At 71.2% G+C, this 17,975-nt stretch carries 15 protein-coding genes; 9 read left to right on the top strand and 6 right to left on the bottom strand.

Annotation, left to right across the window (positions count from 1 at the left end):
- Positions 1-57: 57 nt before the first annotated feature.
- The gene (locus QRX60_RS27985) at positions 58-1,026 is read left to right on the top strand and encodes a quinone oxidoreductase family protein (RefSeq protein ID WP_285994407.1); all 969 of its coding nucleotides are present in this window, start codon (positions 58-60) and stop codon (positions 1,024-1,026) included.
- A gap of 62 nt (positions 1,027-1,088) precedes the next feature.
- Here the strand turns inward: QRX60_RS27985 and QRX60_RS27980 are convergent, their stop codons facing one another.
- The 5 genes from QRX60_RS27980 to QRX60_RS27960 all read right to left on the bottom strand — a co-directional run bounded on the left by QRX60_RS27980 (position 1,089) and on the right by QRX60_RS27960 (position 5,970).
- Positions 1,089-1,655 carry an FKBP-type peptidyl-prolyl cis-trans isomerase gene (locus QRX60_RS27980; protein WP_285994406.1) on the bottom strand — a complete coding sequence of 189 codons (567 nt, stop codon included), beginning with the start codon at positions 1,653-1,655 and terminating at the stop codon, positions 1,089-1,091.
- A 10-nt stretch (positions 1,656-1,665) separates the two neighbouring features.
- Positions 1,666-3,909 (bottom strand): HelD family protein, encoded by a 2,244-nt coding sequence (locus tag QRX60_RS27975; protein ID WP_285994405.1) that lies wholly within the window; start codon positions 3,907-3,909, stop codon positions 1,666-1,668.
- 62 nt (positions 3,910-3,971) lie between these two features.
- Positions 3,972-4,598 (bottom strand): hypothetical protein, encoded by a 627-nt coding sequence (locus QRX60_RS27970; RefSeq protein ID WP_285994404.1) that lies wholly within the window; start codon positions 4,596-4,598, stop codon positions 3,972-3,974.
- Complete coding sequence (locus tag QRX60_RS27965; protein WP_285994403.1) at positions 4,595-4,912, bottom strand: hypothetical protein; 318 nt, start codon at positions 4,910-4,912, stop codon at positions 4,595-4,597. The genes QRX60_RS27970 and QRX60_RS27965 overlap by 4 nt, the downstream gene beginning before the upstream one ends.
- 77 nt (positions 4,913-4,989) lie before the next feature.
- Positions 4,990-5,970, bottom strand: coding sequence for a heme o synthase (locus QRX60_RS27960; RefSeq protein WP_285994402.1), 981 nt, complete (start codon positions 5,968-5,970; stop codon positions 4,990-4,992).
- A gap of 293 nt (positions 5,971-6,263) precedes the next feature.
- Between QRX60_RS27960 and tkt the strand changes: the two genes are divergently transcribed.
- The 6 genes from tkt to pgl are packed head-to-tail and all read left to right on the top strand — an operon-like array spanning position 6,264 to position 14,425.
- Positions 6,264-8,372, top strand: coding sequence for a transketolase (gene tkt / locus QRX60_RS27955; RefSeq protein WP_285994401.1), 2,109 nt, complete (start codon positions 6,264-6,266; stop codon positions 8,370-8,372).
- Positions 8,373-8,390: 18 nt separating this feature from the next.
- Entirely contained in the window at positions 8,391-9,503 is a 1,113-nt protein-coding gene (gene tal, locus QRX60_RS27950; protein ID WP_285994400.1) for a transaldolase, read from the top strand.
- Between the two features lie 8 nt (positions 9,504-9,511).
- The gene (locus QRX60_RS27945; protein ID WP_285994399.1) at positions 9,512-11,134 is read left to right on the top strand and encodes a glucose-6-phosphate isomerase; all 1,623 of its coding nucleotides are present in this window, start codon (positions 9,512-9,514) and stop codon (positions 11,132-11,134) included.
- Entirely contained in the window at positions 11,131-12,654 is a 1,524-nt protein-coding gene (zwf, locus tag QRX60_RS27940) for a glucose-6-phosphate dehydrogenase (RefSeq protein ID WP_285994398.1), read from the top strand. Before QRX60_RS27945 ends, zwf begins: the two co-directional genes overlap by 4 nt.
- The gene (opcA, locus tag QRX60_RS27935; RefSeq protein ID WP_285994397.1) at positions 12,651-13,649 is read left to right on the top strand and encodes a glucose-6-phosphate dehydrogenase assembly protein OpcA; all 999 of its coding nucleotides are present in this window, start codon (positions 12,651-12,653) and stop codon (positions 13,647-13,649) included. Before zwf ends, opcA begins: the two co-directional genes overlap by 4 nt.
- Positions 13,646-14,425, top strand: coding sequence for a 6-phosphogluconolactonase (pgl, locus tag QRX60_RS27930; protein WP_285994396.1), 780 nt, complete (start codon positions 13,646-13,648; stop codon positions 14,423-14,425). Before opcA ends, pgl begins: the two co-directional genes overlap by 4 nt.
- A 140-nt stretch (positions 14,426-14,565) precedes the next feature.
- Here pgl and QRX60_RS27925 read toward each other — a convergent pair whose 3' ends face one another.
- Positions 14,566-15,129, bottom strand: coding sequence for a TetR/AcrR family transcriptional regulator (locus QRX60_RS27925; RefSeq protein WP_285994395.1), 564 nt, complete (start codon positions 15,127-15,129; stop codon positions 14,566-14,568).
- 125 nt (positions 15,130-15,254) lie between these two features.
- Here QRX60_RS27925 and QRX60_RS27920 point away from each other — a divergent pair, with 125 nt between their 5' ends.
- Entirely contained in the window at positions 15,255-16,343 is a 1,089-nt protein-coding gene (locus QRX60_RS27920; RefSeq protein WP_285994394.1) for an FAD-dependent oxidoreductase, read from the top strand.
- A 291-nt stretch (positions 16,344-16,634) separates the two neighbouring features.
- Positions 16,635-17,834, top strand: a complete 1,200-nt coding sequence (locus QRX60_RS27915; protein ID WP_285994393.1) for a sensor histidine kinase — start codon at positions 16,635-16,637, stop codon at positions 17,832-17,834.
- The last annotated feature ends 141 nt before the right edge of the window (positions 17,835-17,975 follow it).

Here is a 17,975-nt window from a genome sequence, read left to right as displayed (position 1 = left end):
GAACAGCGTGGCGTCGGCCATAGTTGTGCCTGGGAGAACCCGACCCGAGGAGGACGCATGCCCACCGCAGTGCAGGTGACGAAGACCGGCGGCCCGGAAGTGCTCGAAGCGGCCGAAGTGGACGTCCGCGCCCCGGAGGCCGGCGAACTGCTGGTCGACGTCGCCGCGGCCGGCGTCAACTACATCGACACCTACCAGCGCCAGGGCATCTACCCGATCGACCTGCCGTTCGTGCTCGGCCTCGAAGGCGCCGGGACGGTCGTCGAAGCCGCTCCCGGGACCGGGTTCGAAGCCGGCGACCGCGTCGCGTGGCAAGGGTCCCTCGGCAGCTACGCGGCACGCAAGCTCGTCCCCGCGTCGATCGCCGTGAAGGTGCCCGAAGCCGTGTCGCTGGAGACCGCCGCCGCGACCATGCTCCAGGGCATGACGGCGCACTACCTGGTCGCCTCGACGTTCGAGGTCAAGCCCGGCCACAACGTGCTGGTGCACGCGGCCGCCGGCGGTGTCGGCCTGCTGCTGGTGCAGCTGGCGAAGGCGCGCGGCGCCCGGGTCATCGGCACGGTCTCGACCGAGGAGAAGGAGAAGCTCGCCCGCGAGGCCGGCGCCGACGAGGTGATCCGCTACGACCGCGACGACTTCGCCAAGATCACCCGCGAGCTGACCGGCGGCGAGGGCGTCGACGTGGTGTACGACGGCGTCGGCAAGGACACCGTCGACGGCAGCCTCGCCAGCCTCAAGATCCGCGGCCTGCTGGCGCTGTTCGGCGCCTCCAGCGGCCCGGTGCCCCCGATCGACCCGCAGCGCCTCAACTCCGGCGGCTCGCTGTACCTGACCCGCCCGACGTCGGCGCACTACACGCGCACCCGCGAGGAGATCGACTGGCGGTCGAAGGAGCTGTTCGACGCGATCGTCGCGGGCGACCTCACCGTCCGCATCGGCGGCAAGTACCCGCTGGCCGACGCCCGCAAGGCCCACGAGGACCTCCAGGGCCGCCGCACGACCGGCAAGCTCCTGCTCATCCCCTGAACGCCGTGAATGGCACATCGAGGGACTTGAAGTCCCTCGATGTGCCATTCACGGACCTGGACTCAGCCCTTGTCCGAGGTGACCGCGACCGCGTCCGTCACGAAGACCAGCGTCTCGTTCGGCTTGATGCCCTGGCCGCCCTCGCCGTACGCGAGGTCCGGCGGGATGATCAGCAGGCGGCGGCCGCCCTGCTTGATGCCCGCCAGGCCCTGGTCCCAGCCCGGGATGACCTCGCCCGCGCCGAGGTTCAGGTCGAACGTCTGGCCGCGGTCGAACGAGCTGTCGAGCTTCTGCTTGTCCGACCACGTCACCAGCAGGTAGTTCATCTTCAGCTTCTGCCCCGCCTTGGCGCCGTCGCCGGTGCCCTCGGACAGGTCCTTGGTGATCAGCTTCTTCGGCGGGTCGCAGGTGTCGGGGATCGTGATCGTCGGCACCTCGCCGAACTTCCCCGTCGTCTTGATGTCGTCCGCCGTGCACTCGCGGCCCTTGCTCTGGGTCGCCTGGGCGGCGCCGGACGACGGGACGGGCGGGCCCGCCGGGGCGGCCGTCTGGGTCTTGGCGTCCTGCCCGCATGCGGCCAGCGACAGCGCCGCCGCGGCGACGACCACGATCTTCCCGATCTTCTGCATGCCGGGCACCCTAGCCAAGCACGGAGAGTGCCGGGACGTCGTCACCCGTGGCGACCACGCCGAGCCGCCGCGTAGCGCGCGTCAGGGCCACGTACAGGTCGTTGAGCCCGCGCGGCGAGCCCGCCACGACCTCGTCCGGCGCGACCAGCACCACCGAGTCGAACTCCAGGCCCTTCGCCCGCTCGACCGTCAGCACGCTCAGCCGCTCGTCGTGCTCCGAAAGCCACGACGACACGTCGTCGAACCGAGGGGCGGGCACCAGGACCGCCACCGTGCCACCGTCCACTTCGGACAGCTCGCGCGCCACCAGCCCGGGCAGCTCCCCGGCGAGCGACGCCGGCCGCGCCGACCACGGCGGCACTCCGGTCTCCCGCACCGAAGACGGCGCCGACAACGCCGGGTCGACCTCCGCGAGCACGCGCGCCGCGATCGCCATGATCTCCGCGGGCGTGCGGTAGTTGACGGTCAGCTGCTCGAGCCGCCACCGGTCCGCGACGTACGGCGAGAGCGCCTCGCCCCACGACCGCGCGCCGCCGGCCGCGCCGGTCTGCGCGACGTCCCCGACCAGGGTCATCGACCGGTTCGGCGAACGGCGCATGAGCAGCCGCCAGTCCATCGCCGACAGCTCCTGCGCTTCGTCGACGATCACGTGCCCGAACGTCCACGTCCGGTCCTGCGCGGCGCGCTGGGCGGCGGTCAGCTCGCTGCGCGCCACTTGGCGCTCGGCGAACAGCTCGGCGTCGAGGACGTCGGAGACGCGCAGCAGCTCTTCGTCGATGATCTCCTCGTCCTGTTCGAGGATGTCGAGCACGCCCTCGGCGTACGCGCGGTCCTCGCGCTCACGACGTTTGCGCTCGACGCGGGCCTCGGTGTCGTCGACGCCGATCAGCTCGGCCAGCTCGTCGAGCAGGGGCACGTCGGCCGGCGTCCAGCGAGCTTCGCGGCCGCTCTCGAGCAGCGCGCGGTCCTCCGCCGGGAGCAGCTTCCGGGCGGCGCTGGCCAGCCGTTCGCGGTCGGCGAACAGGTCGTCGAGCACGCCTTCCGGGGTCAGCACCGGCCACAGCGAGTCGATGGCGGCAGCGACCTGCTCGTCCGCCGCCAGCTCGGCGCGGATGTCCTGGAGGTCCTGCCCGTCGAGGAGGTCCTCCCCCAGCTTCCGGGCGGCCTGGCGGGTCAGCGCGTCGAGGACGTCGGAGACGAACAGGCGCCGCGCCGGGTTGTGCGGGCGCCGCGAGCGGCGGGCACGGGTCCGGGCGTCGGTGCACGTCTTGCGGTCCAGCTTGAGGACGTCGTGCTCGTACTCGATCTCCAGGACCGGCTCGGGCACGCGCTGGCGGTCGCGCACGGCGTTGGCGAGCACCTCGGCCATCACCAGCCGGCCCTTGACCTCGGTGGTCTCGCGCGACTCGACGCCGTCGGCGTCCAGGCCCGGGTAGAGCTGGCCGATCGTGGCGAGCAGCACGCCGGTCTCGCCGAGCGACGGCAGCACCTGCCCGATGTAGCGCAGGAACGTGCTGTTCGGCCCGACGACGAGCACGCCGCGGGTGGTGAGCTGCTGGCGGTGCGTGTAGAGCAAGTAGGCCGCGCGGTGCAGCGCGACGGCGGTCTTGCCGGTGCCCGGGCCGCCCTGCACGACCATGACGCCGCCCAGCGGGGCGCGGATGATGCGGTCCTGCTCGGCCTGGATGGTGGCGACGATGTCGCTCATCTCGCCGGTGCGCCGCTGTTCGAGCGCGGCCAGCAGCGCGGCCTCGCCGGCCAGCCCGAGGTCCTGCCCATGGTCGGCGGCGGTGAGGTCGAGGATCTCGTCGTCGAAGCCGGTCACCTTGCGGGTCAGCGAGCGCAGGTGCCGCCGCCGGCGCACGCCTTCGGGCGACGCCGCGGTGGCCAGGTAGAAGGGCCGCGCGACGGGCGCCCGCCAGTCGACGAGCAGCGGCCGGTAGTCGTCGTCTTCGTCGAACAGCCCGAGCCGGCCGATGTAGGTGGTCTCCTCGGCGTTGCCGGGGACGAAGTCGAGCCGCCCGAAGGCCAGCCCCTGTTCGACGGAGCCGAGCTGGGCGAGGCGGTCGGTGTAGAGGGTGGTGGCGACGTCGCGCTCGGTGCGGGCCTGCGGGGTGCCGCCGGTCTGGCGGAGGGTTTCGTCGAGGCGCCGCTGGGCCTCGACGCGTTCGGCGTCGAGCTTCGCGTAGAGGGTGGTGACGTAGGCCTGCTCGCGGGCGAGCTCGGCGGTGAAGCCGTCCGAGGACACGGACAAGAGGATCCTGCTTTCGCCTCAAGGAAAAGAGCCGGTCAAGTGTAACGACGCCGGCGGCGGGATCATTCCGGCCCGAGGGCGCAGTACGGGTAGACCTCGGTGCCGGGAACGAGGGCGGCCGGCAGTTCCTTCTCCCCCACCGCGCACGACACGCTCGCCGCGGGCAGCTGCTCGCCGCCGGTGATCCGGCCGGTCGCGTCGCGGTGGACGACGGCCGCGCCGCGGCTGGTCAGCGCCCGGCAGTTCGCCGAGTGGTAGCGGACTCCGCCGGGGACGACGGTCGCGGTCACCGGGGTGAAGCCGCCGAGCGACTCCGGGGTCAGCCAGGTGACCGGGCCGAGCACGGGCCGGTCGAGCACGACCCCGATCCGCTCTCCCGGGGTGAGCAGCGGCACCTCGACCGTCCGCGGGCCGGAGGTCACCGCGATCCGGTGGGCGACCTGGGCGCTGGTGTTCTCCAGCACCGCGACCCCCGCTGCCTGTTCGGCGATCCGCACCCCGCCGCCGTCCGGGGCCGCGCCCGCGCTGCCGGGGACCGCGGTGATCCGGGCGGGCAGGGTGCACCCGCCACCGAGGAGCGTGGTCGTGTCGAGCGACACCTTGCCGCGGCCGATGAACGCCAGGAGGCCGAGGACCACGACGGCCGCCAGCACCACCACCACGCGGTCCTTGGACAGGCGCGGTATCACGGCGTGTCCGGGCTGATCACCTTGCACACGTCGCCGGCGTTGCCGTAGCTGGACCCCGACACCACGTAGACCATGGTCGTCGAATCCGGCTGCCAGTACGTGCGCATCTCGTCGGGGTCCGCCGGGCACGGCACTTCGGCCAGCGGCACGCCCCGCTCGGTCAGCAGCGCGCCGACCTGGTCGAACGTCACCGGACCGGGGAAGGCGCCGCAGCGGTCGCGGAGCACGCCGTTGACCGTCTCGGGGCCGCGGTCACGGCCGAGCGAGCAGTCCGACGGGTTGTCGCCGAAGTCGTCGCCGAGCAGCTGCACCACCCGCTCGGGTGACCACGTGTGGTCGGCGCCGAGGACGGTGCCCGACTCGATGATGTCGGCGAAGAACTCCGCCGGGCTCAGAACGGGAGACCGAGGGTCGGCAGGCCGATGGCCGAGTCGACCGCCAGCGCCACGAACACGATCATCAGGTACGTGTTGGACCGGTGGAACAGCGCCATCGGCTTCGTCTCTTCACCGCGCCGCACCGCGGCCTGCAGGCTGTGCGCGTAGAAGAGGAACCAGCCGCCCGCCAGGATGGCGAACGTGCCGTACAGCCAGGACGTCACCGGGAGCAGCAGCAGCGTCCACGCCACCATCACCCACGAGTAGATGACGATCTGGCGGGCGACGTGCTGGGCCGTGGCGACGACCGGGAGCATCGGGACGCCCGCGCGCTCGTAGTCGTCGCGGTACTTCATGCCCAGCGCCCACGTGTGGGGCGGCGTCCAGAAGAAGATGACGCCGAACATCACGAACGCCGGCCACTGCACGGTGCCGGTGACGGCCGCCCAGCCGATGACGACCGGCATGCAGCCCGCCGCGCCGCCCCAGACCACGTTCTGTGACGTGCGCCGCTTGAGGCCGAGCGTGTAGACGAAGATGTAGAAGAGGATCGTCGCGACCGCCAGGATCGCCGACAGCAGGTTGACCGTGAAATAGAGCACCACGGCCGACGCGACGCCCATGACCAGGCCGAAGACCAGTGCACCGCGGCGGGGCACCGAGTCCTTCACCAGCGGACGCCGCTTCGTGCGGTTCATCACCTTGTCGATGTCCGCGTCGATCACGCAGTTGAGCGCGTTCGCGCTGCCCGCGGCCATCGTCCCGCCGACCAGCGTGGCCAGGACCAGCCACGGCGAGGGGATCTGACGGCCGGCGAGGAACATCGCCGGGATGGTGGTCACCAGCAGGAGCTCGATCACCCGCGGCTTCGCCAGTGCGGCGTAGGCGCCGACGATCCGGCGGATGCTTCGCCGGTCACCGTGCGGTCGTTCACCGGTCGGGTGCACGGCGCTGGTGTCTTCACTGCGTCCGTGCGCAGCGTTCACCAACGACATTTCACTCCCTGCGTCAGGTTCGGGTGGGCCCTGCCCCGGCGGAGGTGGTGGAGCCGCTGAAACCGCCGGACTGAACCCTCGAACGATGTTAGACGTGGTGAATCCCGTGGGTGATCGCGGGTCTGGAACGGGTCCAAGCACTAGGCTGGCCGCGACGGGCCGCGATTGCCCCGCGCACGGCCGCGAGCAGGAATATCGACCCTTCGGGATCGATTGAGATACATGTCCGTGCGCACGGGTAACCGGAACGAGGAAGACCAGCCGCAACCATCATGACCGGGAGTTGGAGTTCAGTGTCCGAAACCGCCCCTACCAGCGAGAACAACCCACTCCTCCGGCGTAACGTCCCCGCCGACTGGACCGACACCGACACCCGCGCCGTGGACACCGTCCGGGTGCTCGCCGCGGACGCGGTCGAGAACTGTGGCAGCGGCCACCCCGGCACCGCGATGAGCCTGGCGCCGCTGGCCTACACGCTGTTCCAGCGCACGCTGCGTCACGACCCGAACGACCAGCACTGGCCGGGCCGCGACCGGTTCGTCCTGTCGGCCGGGCACTCCAGCCTGACGCTCTACATCCAGCTGTTCCTCGCCGGCTACGGCCTCGAGCTCGAGGACCTCAAGCAGCTGCGCAAGTGGGGCTCCAAGACCCCGGGCCACCCCGAGTACCGGCACACCGACGGCGTCGAGACCACCACCGGCCCGCTGGGGCAGGGCCTGGCGAACGCCGTGGGCATGGCGATGGCCGCCCGCCGCGAGCGCGGCCTGCTGGACCCGGACGCGGCGCCCGGCGAGAGCATCTTCGACCACCACATCTACGTGATCGCCTCCGACGGCGACATCGAAGAGGGCGTCACCTCCGAGGCCTCGTCCATCGCGGGCCGCCAGGAGCTGGGCAACCTCATCGTCTTCTACGACGACAACAAGATCTCCATCGAGGACGACACGAACATCGCCCTGTCGGAGGACACGGTCGCGCGCTACGAGGCCTACGGGTGGCACACCCAGGTCGTCGAAGGCGGCGAAGACGTCGTCGCGATCGAAGAGGCCATCAAGAACGCGAAGGCCGAGACGGGCCGCCCGTCCTTCATCGCGCTGCGGACCGTGATCGGCTACCCGGCGCCGAAGAAGATGGGCACCGGCAAGGCGCACGGCGCCGCGCTGGGCGCCGAAGAGGTCGCCGCGGTCAAGAAGATCCTCGGCTTCGACCCGGAGCAGTCGTTCCAGGTCGAGGACGACGTGCTCAAGCACACCCGCCAGGCGCTCGAGCGCGGCAAGATCGCGCACGCCGAATGGCAGGAGAAGTACGAGGCGTGGGGCGCCGCGAACCCGGAGCGCAAGAAGCTGGGCGACCGGCTGAAGACCCGCACGCTGCCGGAGGGCTTCGCCGACAACCTGCCGCACTGGGAGCCGGACGCCAAGGGTGTCGCGACCCGCAAGGCCTCGGGTGAGGTCCTCAACGCCCTCGCCGAGCCGCTGCCGGAGCTGTGGGGCGGCTCGGCCGACCTGGCCGAGAGCAACAACACGACGATGAAGGGCGCCGACTCGTTCGGCCCCGAGAAGGCCACCACGGAGATGTGGCAGGCCAACCCGTACGGCCGGACGCTGCACTTCGGCGTCCGTGAGCACGCCATGGGCTCGATCCTCAACGGGATCGCGCTGCACGGCGGCACCCGCCCGTACGGCGCGACGTTCCTCATCTTCTCCGACTACATGCGCCCGCCGGTCCGGCTGGCCGCGCTGATGAAGGCGCCGGTCACCTACGTCTGGACGCACGACTCGATCGGCCTCGGCGAGGACGGGCCGACGCACCAGCCGATCGAGCAGCTCTCCGCACTGCGCGCGATCCCGGGCCTCAACGTCGTCCGCCCGGCGGACGCCAACGAGACCGCCTACGCGTGGAAGGCCGTACTGGAGGACGTCCACCACCCGTCCGGCCTGGCGCTCACCCGCCAGAACGTGCCGGTGCTCGAGGGCACCAGCGCGGAGGGCGTCAAGAAGGGCGGCTACGTCCTGGCCGACTCCGAAGACGCTACTGCCACGCCGGACGTGATCCTGATCGCCACCGGTTCCGAGGTCCAGCTCGCCGTCGAGGCGAAGAAGACCCTCGAGGCCGACGGCGTCAAGGCGCGCGTCGTGTCCATGCCGTGCGTCGAGTGGTTCGACGCGCAGGACGCGGCCTACCGCGAGTCCGTCATCCCGGCCGGTGTGAAGGCCCGCGTGTCCGTCGAGGCGGGCATCGCCCAGTCGTGGCACCGCTTCACCGGTGACGCCGGGGTGAACGTTTCGATCGAGCACTTCGGCGCCTCCGCCGATGCCGCCACACTGTTCCGTGAGTTCGGGTTCACCGCGGAAGCAGTCGTCGAGGCGGCCCGCCGCTCGATCGCCAACACCAAGAACTGAAGAGGAAGTGACGCAGCAATGAGCACCGACAAGCTCGCGCAGCTGTCCGAGGCCGGCGTATCGATCTGGCTCGACGACCTTTCGCGGGAACGCCTGAACACGGGCAACCTGGCCGGCCTGATCCGCGACAAGCACGTGGTGGGCGTGACGACCAACCCGACGATCTTCGCCAACGCGATGTCGAAGGGCGAGGCGTACGACGAGCAGACGAAGGAGCTCGCCGCCCGCGGCGCCGACGTCGAGGCGACCATCCGGGAGCTGACCACGACCGACGTGCGCAACGCCGCGGACCTGTTCCGCGACATCTACACCGCGACGAACGGGGTCGACGGCCGGGTGTCCATCGAAGTGGACCCGCGGCTGGCCAAGGACTCCGACAAGACGGTGGCCGAGGCGCAGGACCTGTGGAAGACCGTGGACCGGCCGAACGTGCTGATCAAGATCCCGGCCACCGAAGAGGGCCTGCCGGCGATCACCAAGACGCTGGCCGAGGGCATCAGCGTCAATGTCACGCTGATCTTCTCCGTCGAGCGCTACAAGAAGGTCATCGAGGCCTTCTTCGCCGGCCTGGAGCAGGCGAAGGCCAACGGCCACGACCTGCGCGGCATCCACTCGGTCGCGTCGTTCTTCGTGTCCCGGGTGGACACCGAGATCGACAAGCGGCTCGACGCGATCGGCACCGACGAGGCCAAGGCCCTGCGCGGCAAGGCCGCCGTCGCCAACGCGCGGCTCGCCTTCGCCGCCTTCGAGGAACTGTTCGCCACGGACCGCTGGAAGGCCCTCGCGGCCGACGGCGCCCACGCGCAGCGCCCGCTGTGGGCCTCGACCGGCGTCAAGAACCCGGACTACTCCCCCACGCTCTACGTCGACGACCTGGTGGTGAAGGGCACCGTCAACACCATGCCGGAGAAGACGATGGACGCCGTCGCCGAGAGCTCCGAGTTCAAGGGCGACCAGGTGACCGGGCGCGGTGCCGAGGCGCAGGAGGTCTTCGACAAGCTCGAGGCCGTCGGCATCGACATCACCGACGTGTTCCTCACGCTGGAGAACGAGGGCGTCGAGAAGTTCGAGAAGTCCTGGACGGAACTGCTCGAGACCGTCAACGGCCAGCTCGAGAACGTGAAGGGCTGAAGCACGACATGACGACAGGGGAAAAGACCGGCGTCGAGATCGTGGACGCCGAACTGGCGGAGCGTGCTGCGCCCCTGGCCGAACGGCTGGTCGCGGACCAGGCCGCTTCGAAGCTGGCGGCCCAGGACGCCACGCTCTGGGGGCCGGACGCCGAATCCGAGGCGTCGATCCGGCTGTCGTGGACGACGCTGCACAAGTCGTCCCGGCCGCTGATCGGCGAGATCGAGGCGCTGCGGACCGAACTGCGGTCCGAGGGCGTCGACCGCGTGGTGCTGGCCGGCATGGGCGGCTCGTCGCTGGCGCCGGAGGTGATCACCGCCACCGACGGCGTCGCGCTGACCGTGCTCGACACCACCGACCCCGGCCAGGTCGCCGACGCGCTGGCCGGTGACCTCGAGCGCACGGTGATCGTGGTGTCGTCGAAGTCGGGCGGCACCGTCGAGACCGACAGCCACCGGCGGATCTTCGCGAAGGCGTTCGCCGACGCGGGGATCGACGCGGCGCGGCGGATCGTGGTCGTCACCGACCCGGGCTCGCCGTTCCAGGAACTGTCCGAAAAGGAGGGTTACCGCAAGACCTTCCTCGCCGACCCGCACGTCGGCGGCCGCTACTCGGCGCTGACGGCGTTCGGGCTCGTCCCGGCCGGCCTCGCCGGCGCCGACGTCGCCCGGCTGCTCGACCAGGCCGCCTCGGTGGCCGAGGAGCTCGCCGCCGACAACACGGCCAACCCGGCGGTCAAGCTGGCCGCCGCGTGGGCCGCCGCGCACGAAGCGGGCGCGGAGAAGGTCGTGCTGGCCGACTCCGGTTCCGGCATCAAGGGCTTCCCCGACTGGGCGGAGCAGCTGATCGCGGAGTCCACCGGCAAGCAGGGCACCGGGTTGCTGCCGGTCGCGGTCGAGAGCACGGAGGCACCCGGCTTCGCCGACGCGAAGTCCGACGCCACCGCGGTCGCCGTCGGGAGCCCGCAGGGCGCGGCGAAGATCGCCGTCACCGGCTCGCTCGGTGCGCAGCTCCTGCTCTGGGAGTTCGCGACGGCGCTGGCCGGCAGGCTGCTCGGGATCAACCCGTTCGACCAGCCCGACGTCGAAGCCGCGAAGAAGGCGGCGCGCGCGCTGCTGGACGACCCGGAGAAGCTGAAGGGCGGCGAGACGGCGTCCGCTGTGGACGGTCCGGTCGAGATCTTCGGCAGCGACGGGGTGTCCACCGAGGGCAGCCTGACCGACGTGCTCCGCGCGTTCTTCGCTTCGGCGCCGGACGCGGGCTACGTCGCGGTGCAGGCCTACCTCGACCGGCTCGAGGACGCGTCGACGGCGCTGCTGCGCGGCGAGATCGCCAAGCGCACCGGCCTGCAGACGACGTTCGGCTGGGGACCGCGGTTCCTGCACTCCACCGGCCAGTACCACAAGGGCGGGCACCAGAACGGCGTCTTCCTGCAGCTCACCGGCGCCGTCGAGCAGGACCTCGACGTGCCGGACCGGCCGTACACGCTGGGCCAGCTGCAGCACGCCCAGGCGCTCGGCGACGGGCAGGTGCTCGCCGAGCACGGCCGCCCGGTGCTGCGCCTGCACCTGACCGACCGGGCCGCGGGCCTCGCGGCCGTCGTCCGCGCGGTACAGGAGGTCACCGCATGACGTGGACCAATCCCCTTCGCGATCCGCGGGACAAGCGGCTCCCGCGCATCGCCGGGCCGTCCAGCCTGGTGATCTTCGGCGTCACCGGCGACCTGGCCCGCAAGAAGCTGATGCCCGCCATCTACGACCTGGCCAACCGCGGGCTGCTGCCCGCCGGCTTCTCGCTCGTCGGGTTCGCCCGTCGCGACTGGGAGCACCAGGACTTCGGCGAGCTCGTGCACGACTCGGTCAAGGAGCACGCGCGGACGCCGTTCAAGGAGTCGGTGTGGAACCGGCTCGCCGAAGGCATCCGGTTCGTGCAGGGCACCTTCGACGACGACGACGCCTTCGACCGGCTCGCGCGGACGGTCAAGGACCTCGACGAGGAACGCGGCACCGGCGGCAACACCGCGTTCTACCTGTCGATCCCGCCCAGCGCGTTCCCGGTGGTGACCAAGCAGCTGGCCCGCTCCGGGCTGGCGAACGCCGACGAGAACACCTGGCGGCGCGTCGTCATCGAGAAGCCCTTCGGGCACGACCTGAAGAGCGCCGAAGAGCTGAACGCGATCGTCAACGACGTCTTCCCCGAGGAGTCGGTGTTCCGCATCGACCACTACCTCGGCAAGGAGACGGTGCAGAACATCCTGGCGCTGCGCTTCGCGAACCAGCTGTTCGAGCCGATCTGGAACGCCAACTACGTCGATCACGTGCAGATCACCATGGCCGAGGACATCGGCCTCGGCGGGCGCGCGGGGTACTACGACGGGATCGGCGCGGCCCGCGACGTCATCCAGAACCACCTGCTGCAGCTGCTGGCCTTCACCGCGATGGAGGAGCCGCTTTCGTTCGCGCCGCGGGCCCTGCGCGCGGAGAAGATCAAGGTGCTCTCGGGCACCAGCGCGATCGGGCCGCTGAGCAAGACCACCGCGCGCGGCCAGTACGCGGGCGGCTGGCAGGGCGGCACGAAGGTGCCCGGCCTGCTGCAGGAAGAGGGTTTCGCGAAGGACTCGAAGACCGAGACCTACGCCGCGGTGACCCTCGAGGTGCAAAGCCGCCGCTGGGCCGGGGTGCCGTTCTACCTGCGCACCGGCAAGCGGCTCGGCCGCCGCGTCACCGAGATCGCCGTGGTGTTCAAGCGGGCGCCGCACTTGCCGTTCGACTCGACGTCGACCGAGGAGCTGGGGCAGAACGCCCTGGTCATCCGAGTGCAGCCGGACGAGGGCATCACGCTGCGGTTCGGCTCGAAGGTGCCGGGGACCACGATGGAGGTCCGCGACGTCACGATGGACTTCGGGTACGGGCACGCGTTCACCGAGTCCTCCCCCGAGGCCTACGAGCGGCTGATCCTGGACGTCCTGCTGGGTGAGCCGTCGCTGTTCCCGGTCAACGAAGAGGTCGAGCTGTCCTGGAAGATCCTCGACCCGATCCTCGAGCACTGGGCCAAGGAAGGCGCGCCCGAGCAGTACCCGCCGGGCACGTGGGGCCCGCCGTCCGCCGACGAAATGCTGGAGCGCACCGGCCGGAAATGGAGGCGCCCGTGATCATCGACCTGCCGTCCACCACGACTTCGGCACTGAACAAGAAGCTGGTGGAGATCCGCGAACAGGGCGGGCAAGTGGCGCTCGGGCGGGTCCTGACGCTGGTGATCGTGGCCGACGACGACGCCAAGCTCGAGGAGGCCATCGAAGCGGCCAACGGCGCGAGCCGCGAGCACCCGTCGCGGGTGATCGTGGTGGCCAAGGGCGCGCGCACGGCGGCGCCGCGCATCGACGGCCAGATCAGGGTCGGCGGCGACGCCGGCGCGAGCGAGGTCATCGTGCTGCGGCTCTACGGCCCGCTGGCCACGCAGGGCCAGAGCGCGGTGGTGCCGCTGCTGCTGCCGGACGCGCCGATCGTCACCTGGTGGCCCGGCGCCGGCCCGAAGGCCCCGGACAAGGACCCGCTCGGCGAGCTGGCCCAGCGCCGGATCACCGACTCGGCCGCGGAGAAGAACCCGGTCAAAGCGCTGACCACGCGGGCGAAGGCGTACACCGAGGGCGACACAGACCTGGCCTGGACGCGGCTGACGCACTGGCGCGCGCAGCTCGTCTCGGCGCTGGACCTGCCGCCGTACGAGAAGGTCACCGGCGCGACCGTGACCGGCGAGGCCGACTCGCCGTCCACCGAGCTGCTGGCGGCCTGGCTGGCCGAGTACCTCAAGGTGCCGGTCAAGCGGGTCAAGAGCTCGGGCGCGGCGGGGATCATCTCGGTGACGCTGGACCGCCGCTCGGGGCCGGTGGAGCTGCACCGGCCGGACGGGCGCGTCGGCACGCTGACCCAGCCGGGCCAGCCGACCCGGCGGATCGCGCTGCAGCGCCGCAACACCCAGGACTGCCTGGTCGAGGAGCTGCGCCGGCTCGACCCGGACGAGGTCTACGAGGCGTCGCTGCACGGGCTGGGCAAGATCACGTCCGGCACGAACGGCAAGACGGGGGCGCCGCCCAAGGCCGACGTCACGTCCCCGGCCGCGGCGGCCGCTTCGGGCGCGAAGAAATGAGCAAGACGGAAGTCGTCGTCTACGCGAACCAGGACCTCCTGGCGGCCGCGGCGGCCGCCCGGCTGGTCACGCGGCTGGTGGACGTCCAGGCGGCCAAGGGCTCGGCGTCGCTGGTGCTCACCGGCGGCGGCACGGGGATCGCGGTGCTGGCGGAGCTGCGGGCGTCGTCGGCCCGGGACGCGATCGACTGGTCCCGCCTGGACATCTACTGGGGCGACGAACGGTTCGTCCCGGCGGATTCGGACGAGCGGAACGAGAAGCAGGCCCGCGAGGCCCTGCTCGACCACGTCCCGCTCGACCCGAAGCGCGTCCACGCGATCGCGCCGTCGGACGGCGAGTTCGGCGATGACGTGGACGCGGCGGCTGAGGCCTACGCTCGCGTTTTGGCGGACAACGCGGGCCCGGAGGACCACGGCGACGTGCCGTCGTTCGACATCATGCTGCTGGGCCTGGGCGGCGAAGGGCACACGGCATCGGTGTTCCCGGAGTCCCCGGCGGTCTACGAGACCGAACGGTCGGTGGTGGCGGTGCGCAACTGCCCCAAGCCCCCGCCGACCCGGGTTTCGCTGACGCTGCCGGCGATCCGGCAGGCCCGGGACGTGTGGTTGATGACGGCCGGCTCGGCGAAGGCCGACGCGGTGGCGTTGGCACTGGCCGGGGCCGGCGAGGTTCAGTTGCCGGTGGCCGGGGCTCGTGGGCACCGCCGGACGCTGTGGCTGCTCGACCGCGCCGCGGCCGGCAAGCTGACGAAGGTCTATCAGCCGCCGACTGCCTGACTTCGGTGGTCCGTGAAGGCCTCCTTACCGGCTCTTGGCGCCGGTAAGGAGGTCTTCACGGCTTTCGGGGTGGTGGCTTACTTCGTGCGGTAGCCGCAGCTCTCCGCCGACGCCCAGTGCGCGCCGCCCGCTCCCCTGCCTCACTTCACCCGCCAGCCGCGGCCCAGGTTGCCGAAGATCTCCTCCGCCGCCCGGCGCGGGTTCTCCGCGCCCACGATCAGCTCTCGCGACGCCAGCGCGAACCGTGCCAGTGCCGCGCAGGACACGTCGCCCTCCGGGGCGCCCGTCTCCTCCGCGATCGCCCGGGCGAGCGCCGTCTCGTGGCGCATCCACATCCGGCGGGCGTAGTCGCGCAGCGTCGGCGTGCTCTCGATCAGCCGCACGAACTCCTCGCTCGGGCCGCCGTCGGCGCTGTCGCGCAGCATGTGCTCCCGCAGCGCGTCCACGATCGTGTGCCCCGGCGGCCGGCCGCGCACCGCCAGGACCAGCGCCGCCTCGATGTCGTCGTCCTGGTCGAACAGCAGCGCCTCCTTGCTGGGGAAGTACTTGAACAACGTCGTCACCGAGACGTCGGCGGCATCCGCCACGTCCTTCACCCCGACCTCGTCGTAGCCGCGTTCGAGGAACAGCTCCAGCGCGGCGTCGGCCAGCGCCTGGCGGGTCTGCGCCTTCTTGCGCTCGCGGCGCCCGATCACTTCGGTCATGCCCTCAGCCTACGTGATGGTGGACTCACTTCGAAAGTTGAGTCATTGCACCTTTTGAGTCACTGTGCTTTTCTGACTCCAAGCCGCCGGACCAGCCGGGGGCACCGAACTTCCAGGGGGAAGTCATGAACTCCATCGCCATCGTCGGCGCCGGCCTGGGCGGACTCGCCTGCGCCCGCGTCCTGCAGCTGCACGGCCTCGACGTCACCGTCTTCGAACAAGAAGCCTCGGCCGACGCCCGGACCCAGGGCGGCACGCTCGACCTGCACGGCGACACCGGCCAGGTCGCCCTCCGCACCGCCGGCCTGCACGACCGGTTCCGCGAGCTCGCCCGCCCCGAAGGCCAGCAGATGCGCGCCCTCGACCCGCACAGCGGCGACGTCGTCATGGACGAGGTCCCCACCGAAGGCGACGACTTCCGTCCCGAGATCGACCGCGGCCAGCTCCGCGGGCTGCTCCTCGACTCACTCTCCCCCGGCACCGTCCGGTGGGGACGGCCGGTCGCGGAGGTCGCGCCCGGCACCCTGACGTTCGCCGACGGCACCACCGCGGAGTCCGACCTGGTCGTCGGCGCGGACGGCGCGTGGTCCCGCGTCCGCCAGGCCCTCACCGGCGTCCGGCCCGAGTACAGCGGCGTGACGTTCGTCGAGCTCGGCCTCGACGACGCCGACCGCCGTCACCCGGACCTGGCCGCCCTGACCGGCCAGGGAACCATGATGACGAAGGTCGACGGGCAGGCGCTCGTCGCGCAGCGCAACAGCAACGGCCACATCCGGTGTTACGCCGTCTTCTACGCGTCCGAAGACTGGGCCGCCGGCCTCGACTTCGCCGACACCGCAGCGGTGCGCGCGCACCTGCTGGAGCGCTTCGCCGGCTGGCACCCGAGCCTGCTCGGGTTCCTGCACGACCTCGACGGCGGGTTCACGCACCGGCCGCTGCACGTCCTCCCGGTGCCGCACGCCTGGACCCACACGCCCGGGCTCACGCTGCTCGGCGACGCGGCGCACCTGATGCCGCCGCTGGGCGTCGGTGCGAACCTGGCCCTGCTGGACGGCACCGAGCTCGCCACCGCACTGGCCACCGCGCCGAGCGTCGACGAGGCCGTCCGGACGTACGAGGCCGGGATGCTGCCGCGGTCGATCGAGACGGCGAAGGCCTGCGCCACCGGACTGCACGACCTGCTCAGCGACGACCTCAGGTCCATGGCGGCCTGACGACCTACCGCCGGGCGACCACACGTGGGTAACATGATTCCCACGATGTGGTCGTCCCGGTGCACAGTGGGGAGCTGCGCTCCCACGCTCGGTAGCACCCCTCCGCGGCTATCCCCCGGACGGACCAGTCGACTGCGGAATTCGGACGCCGAAACTCCGACAACGGGTGAAACTTACCGTCTTCGTATGCGACCTCGTTAGCATCCGCACATTTGTCCGTTGCTGCGCGTCCCGATCGGGCCCTGAGCACCTCTCACCAACAAGTCCACAAGACGAATGGGGTCGCCAGCGATGAGTACAGAGGGACTCTCGATTCCAGGCATCTCGATCGCCGGCTCGGGGCCATCGGCCGCCGAGCGGGTGCGCAAGCGCGGGCTGAGCTTGTTCGGCTCGGTACCCCGGCCCGCTGTGGTCACGTTCGCCATCGAGGCGGCCGCGGTCCTCCTGGCCGTGCTCGACGTCTGGCTGGTGATCCCCGAGAAGGCCCAGCCCTATTCGATCTGGCTCTCCGGCGCCGCCTGTCTCGCGGTGGTGTTCCGCCGGAAGTTCCCGTTCCTCGCCGTGCTCGTCGCGGTCCCCGGCTTCCTGGCCGGCTGGGCGCAGCTCGCGTCGATGATCACGCTCGGCATGCTCGCCACCCGCCGCCAGCTGCACTGGCAGGTCTGGGTCGGCGCAGCGCTGGTGTGGTGCTGCCGGTTCGTGCAGTGGCCCCTGGAGGACTTCGCCGAGCTCAGCTGGCGCGAGCACATCCTGGACGGCATCTACGGCGTCCTCGTCGCCGGCATGCCGATCGCGATCGGCCTGCTCATCGGGGCACGGACCGAGATCTCCAACAAACTCGCCGAGCTGGCCACGAGCCGCGACCGCGAGCGCCGCTTCCACGCCGACGCCGTCCGCGCCGAAGAGCGCGCCCGGCTGGCGCGCGAGATGCACGACGTCGTCTCGCACCAGATCACGCTGATCGCGATGCAGGCCGGCGCGCTGCAGGCCCAGACCGCCGACAACCACGCGCAGGAGACCGCGCAGGTCATCCGGACGCTCAGCAAGCGGACGCTGGAGGAGCTGCGCTCCCTGCTGAGCGTGCTGCGCTCGGACGCCGACGACGACGGTCCGCGACCCGGGATCAACGACCTCGACCGGCTGATCCGGACGTCGGAGGTCCCGGTGCACCTGTCGGTGGAGCACCTGCCGGAAGCCCTGCCGAACCAGGTGTCGGCGGCGGCCTACCGGACGGTGCAGGAGTGCCTGACGAACGTCCACAAGCACGCCCCGGGCGCGACGGCGACGATCCGCATCCAGGGTGAGCACGGGGCGCTCAAGATCGAGGTCCGCAACGAGCGCGCGAACCGGCCGTCGGAGAAGCTGCCGTCGGGCGGGCACGGGCTGACGGGGCTGGCCGAGCGGGCGCGGCTGCTGGGCGGGAGCTTCGAGACGTCGGGGATGGAGGACGGCGGCTTCCGGGTTCGGGCCCGGTATCCGCTGGACCGCTGACCGGCGTGATCAGAGGGGCGACACGCGTGATTGCGGAGTCGACACTCGTGATTGAAGGGTCGACACAGCGTGCAGCGTCGTGTCGACTCCCGGATCACGCGTGTCGACCTCTCGCTCACACCCGAAGCCTGGCTGAACGCA

The organism is Amycolatopsis mongoliensis, from assembly GCF_030285665.1.
Taxonomy (GTDB): domain Bacteria; phylum Actinomycetota; class Actinomycetes; order Mycobacteriales; family Pseudonocardiaceae; genus Amycolatopsis; species Amycolatopsis mongoliensis.
The sequence above is the reverse complement of the archived record's forward strand: the minus strand, read 5'-3'. Positions and strand labels throughout refer to the sequence as shown.